This window comes from Thioalkalivibrio sp. ALMg11, assembly GCF_000377905.1.
In the GTDB taxonomy this organism is placed as follows: Bacteria; Pseudomonadota; Gammaproteobacteria; order Ectothiorhodospirales; family Ectothiorhodospiraceae; genus Thioalkalivibrio.
Map to the genome: position 1 here is coordinate 84,240 of NZ_KB898871.1, position 12,412 is coordinate 96,651.

13 protein-coding genes and 2 pseudogenes are annotated in these 12,412 nt (G+C 65.4%); 11 read left to right on the forward strand and 4 right to left on the reverse strand.

Annotated features, from left to right (window positions below; all coding sequences use genetic code 11):
* Positions 1-15: 15 nt before the first annotated feature.
* Complete coding sequence (gatC, locus tag D578_RS0100425; RefSeq protein WP_018948047.1) at positions 16-303, reverse strand: Asp-tRNA(Asn)/Glu-tRNA(Gln) amidotransferase subunit GatC; 288 nt, start codon at positions 301-303, stop codon at positions 16-18.
* Positions 304-444: 141 nt separating this feature from the next.
* Here gatC and D578_RS0100430 point away from each other — a divergent pair, with 141 nt between their 5' ends.
* From D578_RS0100430 to rnd, 5 genes are all read left to right on the forward strand, one after another.
* The gene (locus D578_RS0100430; RefSeq protein WP_018142132.1) at positions 445-1,491 is read left to right on the forward strand and encodes a rod shape-determining protein; all 1,047 of its coding nucleotides are present in this window, start codon (positions 445-447) and stop codon (positions 1,489-1,491) included.
* Positions 1,492-1,602: 111 nt separating this feature from the next.
* Positions 1,603-2,550, forward strand: coding sequence for a rod shape-determining protein MreC (gene mreC, locus D578_RS0100435; protein ID WP_018948048.1), 948 nt, complete (start codon positions 1,603-1,605; stop codon positions 2,548-2,550).
* A complete protein-coding gene (gene mreD, locus D578_RS0100440) occupies positions 2,547-3,038 on the forward strand; it encodes a rod shape-determining protein MreD (RefSeq protein ID WP_018948049.1) in 492 nt (163 codons plus the stop codon). Before mreC ends, mreD begins: the two co-directional genes overlap by 4 nt.
* A gap of 81 nt (positions 3,039-3,119) precedes the next feature.
* On the forward strand, positions 3,120-3,422 hold the full coding sequence (locus D578_RS0100445) for a DUF1244 domain-containing protein (protein ID WP_018948050.1): 303 nt from the start codon (positions 3,120-3,122) through the stop codon (positions 3,420-3,422).
* Positions 3,415-4,563 carry a ribonuclease D gene (gene rnd, locus D578_RS0100450; RefSeq protein WP_018948051.1) on the forward strand — a complete coding sequence of 383 codons (1,149 nt, stop codon included), beginning with the start codon at positions 3,415-3,417 and terminating at the stop codon, positions 4,561-4,563. Before D578_RS0100445 ends, rnd begins: the two co-directional genes overlap by 8 nt.
* 28 nt (positions 4,564-4,591) lie before the next feature.
* Here the strand turns inward: rnd and D578_RS0100455 are convergent, their stop codons facing one another.
* Positions 4,592-5,032 carry a hypothetical protein gene (locus tag D578_RS0100455; protein WP_018948052.1) on the reverse strand — a complete coding sequence of 147 codons (441 nt, stop codon included), beginning with the start codon at positions 5,030-5,032 and terminating at the stop codon, positions 4,592-4,594.
* 35 nt (positions 5,033-5,067) lie between these two features.
* Here D578_RS0100455 and D578_RS15155 point away from each other — a divergent pair, with 35 nt between their 5' ends.
* Complete coding sequence (locus D578_RS15155) at positions 5,068-5,670, forward strand: SprT-like domain-containing protein (protein ID WP_081617307.1); 603 nt, start codon at positions 5,068-5,070, stop codon at positions 5,668-5,670.
* 205 nt (positions 5,671-5,875) lie between these two features.
* On the opposite strand, the gene D578_RS0100465 is transcribed toward D578_RS15155, so the two are convergent.
* Entirely contained in the window at positions 5,876-7,144 is a 1,269-nt protein-coding gene (locus D578_RS0100465; protein ID WP_018948054.1) for a 3-deoxy-D-manno-octulosonic acid transferase, read from the reverse strand.
* A gap of 46 nt (positions 7,145-7,190) precedes the next feature.
* Positions 7,191-7,322 (reverse strand): annotated as a pseudogene (locus tag D578_RS15160) (D,D-heptose 1,7-bisphosphate phosphatase); the annotation flags it as partial.
* Between the two features lie 526 nt (positions 7,323-7,848).
* Between D578_RS15160 and msbA the strand changes: the two are divergent.
* The 5 genes and pseudogenes from msbA to D578_RS0100490 all read left to right on the forward strand — a co-directional run bounded on the left by msbA (position 7,849) and on the right by D578_RS0100490 (position 12,308).
* A complete protein-coding gene (gene msbA / locus D578_RS0100470; RefSeq protein ID WP_018948055.1) occupies positions 7,849-9,669 on the forward strand; it encodes a lipid A export permease/ATP-binding protein MsbA in 1,821 nt (606 codons plus the stop codon).
* Positions 9,670-9,742: 73 nt separating this feature from the next.
* The gene (locus D578_RS0100475; RefSeq protein ID WP_018948056.1) at positions 9,743-10,768 is read left to right on the forward strand and encodes a hypothetical protein; all 1,026 of its coding nucleotides are present in this window, start codon (positions 9,743-9,745) and stop codon (positions 10,766-10,768) included.
* 94 nt (positions 10,769-10,862) lie between these two features.
* Positions 10,863-11,117: pseudogene (locus D578_RS0100480) on the forward strand (lysophospholipid acyltransferase family protein); the annotation flags it as partial.
* On the forward strand, positions 11,107-11,838 hold the full coding sequence (locus tag D578_RS14700; protein ID WP_018948058.1) for a 3-deoxy-D-manno-octulosonic acid kinase: 732 nt from the start codon (positions 11,107-11,109) through the stop codon (positions 11,836-11,838). The pseudogene D578_RS0100480 and the gene D578_RS14700, both read left to right, overlap by 11 nt.
* A 53-nt stretch (positions 11,839-11,891) precedes the next feature.
* Positions 11,892-12,308 (forward strand): DUF6165 family protein, encoded by a 417-nt coding sequence (locus D578_RS0100490; protein ID WP_018948059.1) that lies wholly within the window; start codon positions 11,892-11,894, stop codon positions 12,306-12,308.
* Positions 12,309-12,412 lie beyond the last annotated feature (104 nt).

The window sequence follows — 12,412 nt, forward strand, 5'->3', positions numbered from 1 at the left end:
AAGGCAACGGGCGGATCATTCGATAACGCGCGGGACCAGGTACAGACCGCCTTCGACGGCCGGGGCGATGGCCTGGTAGGTCTCGCGCCGATCCGGCTCGGTCACCGCATCCGGGCGCAGGCGCTGCTCGGCGTCCAGCGGGTGGGCCATCGGCTCGACGCCCTCGATGGGCGCACCATCCAGTTGTTCGACAAAGGCAAAGATGTCGCTCAGCCCGCCCGCGAAATCCCGGGCCTGGTCATCGTTCATGGCCAGACGGGAGAGATGGGCGATGCGCCGGACTTCGGAGGTATCGACGGACATGGCGGGGTGGGTCCTGTAGCGTTCGGATTCATTGAGCGAAACGGAGCGCAAACTTACCACAAAGCCGTTGTTGCCCAAACCCCGGGCGCTTGCTAGAGTCGACGGCTTTCCCGCCCGCCCACTCAAGCAGGTTTCTTCTTCATGTTCAAACGCCTTCTGGGGTTGTTCTCCAACGACATCTCCATCGATCTCGGCACCGCCAACACCCTCATCTATATGCGCGGCCAGGGCATCGTCCTGAACGAACCCTCGGTGGTCGCCATTCGCCAGGATCGCGGCCCGGGCGGCCCGCGCTCCATCGAGGCGGTGGGGATCGAGGCCAAGAAGATGCTCGGCCGCACGCCGGAGCACGTGGTGACGGTGCGCCCGATGAAGGACGGCGTGATCGCCGACTTCACCACCACCGAGAAAATGCTGCAGTACTTCATCAAGAAGGTGCACGAACGCCGGATCTTCCGCCCTAGCCCGCGCGTGCTGGTCTGCGTGCCCTGCGGCGCCACCCAGGTGGAACGCCGCGCGATCCGCGAATCCGCCTTCGGCGCCGGGGCGCGCAAGGTCTATCTGTTGCAGGAGCCCGTGGCCGCAGCCATCGGCGCCGGCATCCCGCTGGACGAGGCGGTCGGTTCCATGGTGCTGGACATCGGTGGCGGGACATCCGAAGTCGCGGTGCTGTCGATGAACGGCATTGTCTATTCCGAATCCGTGCGCATCGGCGGCGACACCTTCGACGAGGCCATCATGGCCTATGTACGCCGCAACTACGGCGTACTGATCGGCGAGGCCACCGCCGAACGCATCAAGCACACCGTCGGTTCGGCCTATCCGGGCAAGGAACTGCTCGAGATCGAGGTCAAGGGCCGCAACCTGGCCGAGGGCGTGCCGCGCTCGTTCACCCTGAACTCGAACGAGATCCTGGAAGCCCTGCAGGATCCGCTGTACGGCATCGTCTCTGCCGTGCGCACCGCCCTGGAGCAGACCCCGCCGGAACTCGGTGCGGACGTCGCCGAGCGCGGCATTGTGCTGACCGGCGGCTCCGCCCTGCTGCAGCAGCTGGATCGGTTGATCATGGAAGAGACCGGCATCCCGGTGGTCATCGCCGACGACCCGCTGACCTGCGTCGCCCGCGGCGGCGGCCGGGTGCTGGAGATGCTGGACGAGAAACGGGTCGACTTCCTCGCAATGGAATAAGGCCGGACCACCCCGCCCGCGTCGCCACGGCGCGGGTCTGGTTCGGGTTACACTCCGGGCCGCAACAGGTCGGCAAAGCCGCACGGGAGGGGGTTCCGGGGCGGCTTTGCCTTGTCGACGCGATCCGTAACCGGAGGTCACGCCATCAGCAAGCCGCTGTTCAGACTGGGTGTCTCGCCCACTCTGCGCCTGCTCGCGGTGATCCTGCTGGGCCTGGCGCTGATGGCGCTGGATCACCGCGTCAACGAACTGCAGTTTGTCCGCGGCGCCCTGGCCACCGTTACCTACCCGCTGCAGGTCGCGGTGGATGCGCCGGTCCGGGCGGTCAGCCGGGTGTTTGAGTCGTTCACCAGCCGCGAAGACCTGATCACCGAGAACCGCATCCTGCGCAGCGAGAATGCCGAGCTGCGCGCTCGCCAGCTGCGCTTCGAGGCCCTGCAGCTGGAGAACGACCGCCTGCGCGCCCTGCTGAATACCGCCGAGCAGGCCGAAGAGCGGGTCGAGATCGCCAAGCTTCTGGCCGTGGATCTCGACCCCTTTCGCCAGCAGATCGTGCTCAACAAGGGGCGCAATGACGATGTCTATGCCGGCCAGCCGGTCATCAATGCCGACGGCGTGATCGGCCAGGTTCTGTCTACCCGCCTGACCAGCTCGATCGCATTGCTGATCTCCGACCCCAGCCACGCGCTGCCCGTACTGAGCGCGCGCACCGGGCTGCGCGGTCTGGTGGTCGGCACCGGCAACCCGCAACGCCTGGAAATGCGCCATGTCCCGCTGCAGGAGGATGTGGAGCCCGGCGATCTGCTGCTGACCTCAGGGCTCGGCGGACGCTTCCCGGCCGACTACCCGGTGGCCCGGGTCACCTCGGTCGAGCGGCCGCAGGGCCAGCCGTTCCTGAGCATCGAGGCCGAACCGCTGGCGGCCCTGGACCGCTCCCGCGAGGTCCTGTTGCTGTGGACCGACGGCGGCGTTTCAGCGATCGCCCCGCTCGAGCTGGACAACGACCCGGAGACAGCTCCGAACGCGCTGGAATCAGAACCGGCCGAAGGGACACCGTGACCCGCGCCATCGGCATCCCCTGGCCGGTGGCGCTGACCCTGCTGGCTGCCCTGGCCCTCGCCATCGTGCCGATCCCGGATATCCTGCGCCCGGCACGCCCGGAGTGGCTGGCGCTGATCCTGATCTACTGGGCCATGGCCTTCCCGTCGCGCATCGGGATCCTGACCGCCTTCGTCGCCGGCCTGCTACTGGATACCCTGCAGGGCCAGTTGCTGGGACAGAACGCCATCGCCCTGGCCGTGATCATCTACATCGTGCTGCAGATCCACCCGCGCCTGCGGGTCTATCCGGTCTGGCAACAGATGATGGTGGTGGCCATCCTGATGGCCCTGTTCAAGTTACTGGCGCTGTGGCCACAGGGCATCACCGGGTTTCCGCCGGGCAGCATCTGGTACTGGGCACCGGTCCTCACCAGCGCCCTGGTCTGGCCCCTGATCTTCTCTCTTCTGCGCGACATGCGTCGGCGCTGGCTGCTGCACCTCACCTGAGGAAAGCGCCGAACCCATCCCGGTCGAAGCGAACCGGGGCTGTCGCGCATACTGTGTCCGAACCGAAACAAGGAGCCTTGCATGGACCCGAACAAGCAAACCGAGATCGAAGCCGCCGTGTTGCGCCGCCTGCTCCAGCACCTGGACGAGCGCAAGGACGTGCAGAACATTGACCTGATGAACCTGGCCGGCTTCTGCCGCAACTGCCTGTCCAAGTGGTACGTGGCCGCCGCCGAAGAACGCGGCGAATCCGTCGACTACGAGGGCGCCCGCGAGATCGTCTACGGCATGCCCTACAGCGAGTGGAAGGAGCGCTACCAGAAGGAGGCCACGCCGGAGCAGAAGGCGGCCTTCGAGGCGAGCCAGAAATCCTCCCATGCATGATCACGGCCTGATCGAGACCCCGGAAGCCCTGCAGGGCTTCCTCGACACCATCGCCGGGACCGACTGGATCGCGCTGGATACCGAATTCATGCGCGAGAAGACCTACTACCCGCGCCTGTGCCTGATCCAGCTGGCAACCCTGGACCAGATCGCCTGCGTCGACCCGCTGCAACTGGACATCAAGCTGCTCGAGCCGCTGCTGTTCGATGCCGGCGTGACCAAGGTCTTCCACTCGGCCTCACAGGATCTCGAGGTCCTTTATCGCGAACTCGGGCGCGTGCCGGCCCCAGTGTTCGACACCCAGATCGCTGCCAGCATGCTCGGCCACGGCGAGCAGATCGGCTACGCCAATCTGGTCAAGGCGATCCTCGATCGCGACCTCGACAAGAGCCAGACCCGGACCGACTGGGCACGCCGCCCCCTGAGCAAGGAGCAGATCCTCTACGCCGCCGATGACGTACGCTTCCTGGCCACCGTGTTCATGCGCCTGCTGCACGAACTGGAAAGCCATGACCGCATGCACTGGCTGCGCCCGGAGATGGAAGCCCTGAGCAACCCGGCCCTGTACGAACCGAACCCCGAGGCGGCCTGGCAACGGGTCTCCGGGGCCAAGCGACTCAAGCCGCGCGAACGCGGCGTACTCAAGGCCGTGGCCGCCTGGCGCGAACGCGCAGCGCAGGATAGCGACCGCCCGCGCCGCTGGATCCTGGCCGACGACATCCTGATCGACATCGCCCGGCGCACGCCGGAGGACGCCGACGCCCTGCGCCAGCTGCGCGGCTTCCCCGACGGCATGAAGCCGCCGCGTCAGGAAGAGCTGCTCGAGGCGATCCGCGAAGGCCAGGCCCTGCCCCGCGAGGAATGGCCACAACTGCCGGACAAGGCCAAGCTGACCGAAGCAGAAGAAGTCCTCGCGGACATCGGCATGGCCCTGCTGCGCGAGTGCGCGCGACGCAACCAGATCACCGCCGGCGCGATTGCGCAGCGCAAGGATGTCATCGAACTCCTGAAGGGCGACGGCACGAGCGGCCGCCTGGGCAGCGGCTGGCGGCATGCGATCGCCGGAAAGACCATCGCCCGCTGGTTTGCGGGCGATGGTGAGCTGACACGTACGGAGGAAGGGCTGCAGATCCGCCCGTGATCGTCGTCCGGGCGGATCTGCGGCTGGATCAGGCGGCCTTGTAGATCCCGCGGCGCGGCGAGGTCAGGCGCCCCTGGCGCTTCAGGTAGGCCAGGGTCTGGCTGATGTTCTTGGTATCCAGGCCGGCCTTCTCAGCCTGCGCCTTGATCTCCTTGATCCCCATCTCCGGCTGGGTGGCGACGATGTCGCACAGCTTCTGGCTGATGGACTCGCCACCGGCCCGGCGCCCGCGACGTCCGCCGACCGCGGTACGGCCCACGCGCCCGCCCAGTTCACGGATCTGGCGCTCGAGCTCGCCGAGCTCCTTGCGATGCCGCGCCACCATCTCCTTGCGCTTTTCCATCAGCTTCTCGCGCTTCTCGCGGCGTTCGGCTTCCTTGCCCTCGGCTTCTTCCTTTTCCCGCTGGCGCGCGAGGGCGTACAGTTCTTCGGCCGACAGATCGGAGGCCTTCTTGTTATCCATGCTCATACAGAACTCCCGGTGTTTCGAGTAGAGTTGAAAAGATGAAATCCGCAGCAGAAAAAACCAAAGTTCAGTCTGGAACCTGCCGAGACGGACAATATTATAACTCACGCGGAGGATTACAAGATCCCGCGGGGCCCTTATCCGATGAGAAGAAGAAACGAATTCTCGAAAAGGCCCGCGAACTTTATATTCAATCGGGATCGAAGGGGGAAATTCCCGAGGTGTGTTTTAACCTGAAAGGGCGAGCGGCGGGCCAATGGCGAATGACGGGGGGACAAGAGCAGCTGCGCTTCAACCCACAGGCCTTTGTTCTTGACTGGGACGCCCACTTCCCCGCAACCGTGGCACATGAAGTCGCCCACTCTCTCGTGTATCGCGATCACGGACCGCGCGGCGCGCGCCCCCACGGTCCCGAGTGGCAGGCCCGCATGCGGGCGTTCGGTTGCGAACCCCGGGTCACACATGACACGCCCCTGCCCGGGCGCAAAATGAAAACCCACGACTACGCCTGCGACTGCCGACACCACCTGCTCAGCGCCCGACGGCACCACCTGATTCAACGCAAGCATTACCGCTATCAGTGCCGGCAGTGCGGAGCAACGCTCAGGCTCGGGAAGAACACCGGTGGAGCGGCTGATTAGTCTGCCGGTTTACGCACGGATCCATTCTGCTCGCGACCTCGTCCTCGTGAATGCTCCGCAATCGAGTGACACACGCAAACCGGCGCCCCGAACAATCGGCAAACCAGCCCGGACAAACATTGCATCGGTCACACAGGGAATGTATTGAGAATGCGCGCTGCCACACCGCAGCCGACCCTGTTCGAAATAGCCAGGGAGACGCTGATTAATTCGCACGTCCGCGTTCCAGACAGTGCTCGATCGCCCTGACCGCCTCCCCCACGGCTCCACGCCCCGAATCCAACACCCCACGGCCCGCCTCCCCCATCGCTCGGCGTGCATCCGGCGACTTCAGCAGCCGCGCCAACTCATGGGCCACCCCCTGGGCATCCTGCGCCCGGTGCAAGGCCCCGACCGCCTCCATCCGCGCCACAACGGATTCGAAGTGTTCGGTACTCGGGCCGGTCACTACCGGGAGCCCCAACGCCGCCGGTTCCAGCACGTTCTGACCACCAAGCGGGACCAGGCTGCCCCCCACAAATGCGGCGTCCCCGGCCCCAAGGTAAAGACCCACCTCGCCGATGGAATCGCCGATCAGCACATCCACCGGCCCGGTCGGCCCGTCGCTCCGCCGTCCGGTTCGAAAGCCCGCGGCGCGCGCAGCCTCGAACGCAGGCTCGAACCGCTCTCGATGACGGGGCACCCAAACCAGCACCGCGTCCGGAAACTCGGCGCGCAACAGCCGGTGAATCGACAGCACCGCCGCGTCTTCGCCCTCGCGGGTGCTCATGGCGACCCAGACCGGCGCCACCCCAGCGAACCCTTGGCGAAAGGCCGCACCCTGTTCATGGCCCGGTGGCAATTCACGATCAAACTTGAGATTACCGCCGACCCGGACGCGCTCAGCCGGAGCCCCGAGATCAAGAAATGCACGCGCGGCACTCTCGTCCTGGGCGAGCAGGACCTCCAGCCGCGCCAGGGTCTCGGCCACCAGCGGCTGCAGCCGGCGATAGCGCCTGGACGACCGCGGCGACATTCGCGCGCTTGTCAGCAGTAGCGGAACACCCGCGCGCTCGCAGCCACGATATAGATTGGGCCACAACTCGGTTTCGAGCATCACCGCCACGGCCGGGCGGGCGCGATGAAGAAAGCGCCGGACCGCCCCCGGAAGATCCAGCGGCAGGAAGCGGTGGCTCACGGCATCCCCCAGAGCGGCAGTCACCCGCATCGCGCCCTCGGGCGTGGTGGTCGTGACCAGCAGGTGCCGCCCCGGATGTTTCTCCTGCAGCACTCGTGCCAGGGGCAGGGCCGCCTCCACCTCGCCCACCGAGGCCGCATGCAGCCAGATCGCGCCGGGCGGCAGGGGCTCACCCCACCCCAGCCATTCGCGCCACCGGACCGACGGCACTCCGCTCGCCCGCGCCCGGCGGACCAGCCGCGCCAACAGCACGGGTACGGCCAGTCGCAAAAGGGTGGTGTACAGCGCGTGGCGCATCACGAATTTCTCTTGGGCTCAGGAAGACACAGATCCATGTACACACTCAGTCGAGCCACGCGATCGCCTCGGGCAGAGTGCGGATACGTGCCACGCCTGGCTCATCGGGCAGGGATTCCGAGCCATCCGGATCGAACAACAATTGAGTCCCGACCCCGGCCCGACGCGCGGCCTCGAGAGCGACGGAGGATCGCCGCAGAGTTCCTCTGCCAGACCGTTCTGCAAGACATTCCCCAAAATTTGAAATCCAAAAGTACACCCCTGCAATACCCCCGCCCCAGCGGCAGGGCCTAGGGCAACCCTGATTAATGTACGCACTCGCGCTCAAGTTGATTTTTCTTGCTGACAAGGCGGGTGAGCCATGTGTAGTCGGGCTAAATGAACGAGCCACAACGCCGCCAGCGGGAAAAATCGGCTCGGGCACGGTCACCCAATGGCTTGTGGGGTTGGGCCCCCTGTTCCCCGATCCTGCATTGCGGCTCTTGCCATTAGCACCATTACCGACTGCGAGCCGCGCATTATCTCGAAAAACAGGGGGGCCAACGCGGGTATGTATATTAATCAACGTCCACCTCGAGGCGAACTTACTTGGCATCCATGCGGCATGGCCTCTGATAGCATGGCGCCTCCTCATGGCGGAATTCCCAGATTTTCGTCAGACATCAACACCCTGATCGCCCCAGCCCTTCGAAGGACCAGCCCCGATGAGCGCCAAGTCGAAACATCCCCAACCGACTCAGCCTACGGCCGGCGAATCCTGGACCCTGTACAAACGCATCTTTGCGTTCGTGAAACCCTACTGGCGGCTGGGTGTGCTGGCGATCCTCGCGATGATCCTGGCAGCAATGGGACAGACCGCTTTCGCCTGGGTCATTCAGCCGCTGGTTGACGGTACCTTCATCGAACAGGATCCCGGTGCGCGCCTCTGGGTGCCGGCAGCACTGATCGGGATCTTCCTGTTTCATGGGCTAACCACCTTTGCCTCGGACTACAGCGTCGCCTGGATCGGGCGCAAGGTGGTCAAGGACATCCGCCAAGCGGTGTTCGAACAGTACCTGCGCCTGCCGTCGTCCTTTTTCGACCAGAACTCTCCCGGGACGCTTCTCGCCAAACTGACCTACAACGTCACCCAGATCAGTGCGGCCGCCTCCAAGGCCATCGTCGTATTGATCCGCGATTCCTTCACCGTGCTATTTCTGCTCGCGTACATGACCTACCTGAGCGGCTGGCTCGTGCTAATCGTATTTACCGTCGCTCCGATGGTCGGGCTGGTCATCACTGGCGCCAACCGAAAATTCCGCAAGATCAGCCGCCGCATGCAACGATCCACTGGAGACTATGCCCAGATCGCGGAAGACGGCATTCGCGGACAGGCCGAGGTCAAGATTTTCGGCGCCACGGACTACGAGGCCCGACGCTTCGAGCAGACCAACGAGAAATTCCACCAGCAGGCCATGCGGCACAAGGCGGTCCAGGCCGCCGCCCAACCCCTTTCCCAACTGGGCGCCATCATCGCGCTGGCCGTGATCGTGTATCTGGCAACCATGGATCTGGTTCTCGAGACCATCACTCCCGGCGGGATGGTCTCGTTTATTGTAGCGATGGTGCTGATGCTCCCCTCGATCAAACGCATCGTGGGCGTGAACGCGGAAATACAGAAAGCGCTGGCCGCGGGCGAGAGCGTGTTCGAGGTTCTCGACACGCCCCCGGAATCCGACCATGGACAGCGTCCGCTGGAGCGCGCAAAAGGACACATCGAATTCCGCCACGTGGGCTTTCGCTACCCCACCAGCCACGAACGGGTTCTCAAGGAGATCAATCTGACCGTGAAACCCGGCCAGACCGTCGCCCTGGTCGGCCGATCCGGCAGCGGCAAGACCAGCCTCGCGCGGCTGCTGCCCCGTTTCTACGAGATCGAGGAAGGCGAAATCCAATTGGATGGCCACCCGATCCAGGAGTACCGCCTGCGCGACCTGCGCGCGCAGATGGCCCTGGTGAGCCAGAATGTGGTGCTTTTCAACGACACCCTGGGCCACAACATCGCCTACGGGCTGGAGCACGAGCCCTCGCTCGAGCAGTTGCGCGACGCCGCGCGCGCCGCCAATGCCCTGGATTTCATCGAAGAGCTCCCGGACGGCTTCGACACCGTGGTCGGCGAGAACGGCATCATGCTCTCCGGTGGTCAGCGCCAGCGGGTCGCCATCGCCCGCGCACTTCTGAAAGATGCCCCGATCCTGATCCTCGACGAGGCCACCTCGGCGCTGGATTCAGAGTCCGAGCAAAAGATCCAGAACGCGCTGGAGCGGCTGATGGAAAACCGCACCACACTCGTCATCGCCCATCGGCTCTCGACCATCGAGAGTGCCGATCACATCGTGGTGCTGGACCGTGGCCAGGTCGTCGAGGCGGGCTCGCACGCCGAACTCCTCGCGCAAAACGGGCACTACGCCACATTGCAACAAGTGCAATTCGACGAAGAACCGGCAACGACGGGGACGGAAGATACTCACTACCCCACCCCATGAGGGCGAAGTTCCGGGCGCGAGTTGTACAATACGGCGCATCCTTCCATTCCCCGTAAAGGACGTCCCCCGCACGATGAAAGGCTCGCGTAGCGACAACGCTCTGCACCCGACCAATTGGGGTCAGGCCACCGCCATCGCGGTGCTGTGGCTGATCGCCCGCCTGCCCTGGCGCTGGGCCACCAAACTGGGGACTGGACTGGGGCACCTGCTCTACCACCTGGCGCGGGACCGGCGTTACGTGGTGCGGCGCAACCTCGAACTGTGCTTTCCGGACCTGAGCACCGAAGAACGCGAACGCTGGGTGCGCGCGAACTTCGGCTATACCGGGCGCGGCATCGCCGAAGTGGCGCTGGGCTGGTTCGGAGGGCCGGCCGTGGATCGCGTGCCCTTTCGCGTCCACGGACTGGAGCACCTGAACGCGGCAAAAGAGGCCGGCGACCCGGTGATCCTGCTGTCCGGACACTTCTCCTGCATCGAGATGGCCGGCCGCCTGTTCGGCCAACAGGTAAACATGGCCGCCATCTACAAGCCCATGGAAAAGAAACCGGTGCTGGAGCGCGCGCTGAAATACGGGCGCGAAAAGAAACTGGAGCGGGTGATCTCCAAGGACGACATCCGCGGCATCCTGCGCCAACTTAAGAAGGGCGGGACCATCTGGTATGCCGGGGACCAGAACATACGGCGCACCGAACAGGTCTTTGCGCCATTCTTCGGCGTGCAGGCCTCCACCACCACCGGCCTGTCGCGGCTGGCCCGCATGGGCCGGGCCCGGGTACTGCCGATGTTCTACTACGTGAACGCAGCCGGCGACGGCTACGAGTTCGTAGTCGGCCCGCCGCTCGAGGACTACCCGAGCGACGACCGCGCCGCCGACGCAGCACGCATGAACACGGTGCTGGAAGAGGCCGTGCAACATGCGCCGCAGCAGTACTTCTGGGTCCACCGACGCTTCAAGACCCAGCCGGAAGGTGCACCCGATCCCTATCCGGGGCTACGGTACACACACATCGGGCGCATGCCCTGGCGGAAGAAAAAGAAGGCCCTCGAGAAACAGCGCAAGAAGGCGACCCGGGAAAAGGGCACGGACGATGCCTCCTGAATACTCGGCGGAGCACCCCCTGACAGGGAGCCCACCTCGCGAACTGTGCCTGCTACGCCTTTCGGCCCTGGGCGACTGCACACATGTCGTCCCGATCGCGCGCATCAGCAAGGCCCCGGTGCTGCCGTTCTTCGCCTGCCGTCGCGACGACGGCCATTACGTGTTGACCATCCATCCGCCGCTGGAGGACTTCCCCACCGATGACCCGGTCGCGGACACCGCCCGCGTCAACCGCATCATCGAACAGGCGGTCATGGACGCCCCGGCACAGTACTTCTGGAGCCACAAGCGGTTCAAGAAACGCGCGGGCCTGTCCGCCCCCTACAAAAGCGGCCGCAATGCACGCTGACGCCCCGCAAGCGGGACGCGGCAGCCGCCATTACCGGCATTTCGAACCGGGGCTGCTGCCCGCGGCCGACTGGGTGTTCAAACCGGCCGAGCTACAGAGCCGCGGCCTGATCACCCGGCGCGCCAGCGGCCGCCACAGTGCCTACCTGTTCCGCCATGGCGAGCGCGGCTATGTGCTGCGCCATTACTGGCGCGGCGGCATCGTAGCCAGGCTGATCCAGGACAGTTACCTGTGGACCGGGCTCTACCGCACCCGGGCCTGGCGCGAATGGGAACTGCTGCGCACCCTGGCTGCGGACGGCCTCCCGGTGCCGCGGCCGGCCGCGCTGCGGGTGATCCGGCGCGGCCTTCTCTACCGCGCGGACCTGGTCACGGTGGAACTGCCGGGGACCCGCACGCTGGTCGACTGCCTGCAGCAGGAGGCCCTGGCGCCGGAACGGTGGCGGCGTATCGGCGCGACCGTCCGCCGGCTGCACGAACGCGGCGCCTGGCACGCCGATCTGAACGCCCGCAACATCCTGCTGGACACCGACGGCGGCATCTTCGTCATCGACTGGGACAAGGGCGCCCTGCGGACGCCGCGGGCGCAGTGGATGCAGGCCAATCTCGACCGCCTGCAGCGTTCCCTCGCGAAACTGGCCATGCAGGAGCCGGCGCTGCACTATGACGACCGCTGCATGGCCGAGCTGCGCGCCGGCCATGCAGCGGCGGCCAGCGGCTGAACCGCCGCGGCGGCGCCCGCGAATCACCCACGAACGACCTCTGGACTACCACCATGACCGACGTAATGACCGTTCCCGTCTCCTTTGGCGAAGTGCTGGACAAGATCACCATCCTGGAGATCAAGTCCGAGCGCATCGACGACCCGGCCAAACTGGAGAACATCCGTCGGGAGCTGGACGAGCTCAACCGCGTGTGGAACAACACCCTGTCCGACCCCGGTCGGGTCAGCGAGCAGCGCCGGGCGCTGAAGGCGATCAACGAGGAACTCTGGGAGATCGAGGACGCGATCCGCGAACAGGAGGCCGCCGGCGACTTCGGCGAGCGCTTCATCGAACTGGCGCGCTCGGTGTACATCACCAACGACAAGCGCGCCGCGGTGAAGAAGGAGGTCAACCTCACGCTGGGTTCGTCGCTGGTGGAGGAAAAATCCTACCGCGACTACACCCGGCGCTCCGGCGAGAAGGCCTGACCGCCCGAGCAACGGGCAACCAGGCTTCCAGTCTGTATCGCCGTTGGTCGCCCGCGTCACCGACCAACCGGCCGTGACAATCGATCCGGCGGCACGGCCTTGTG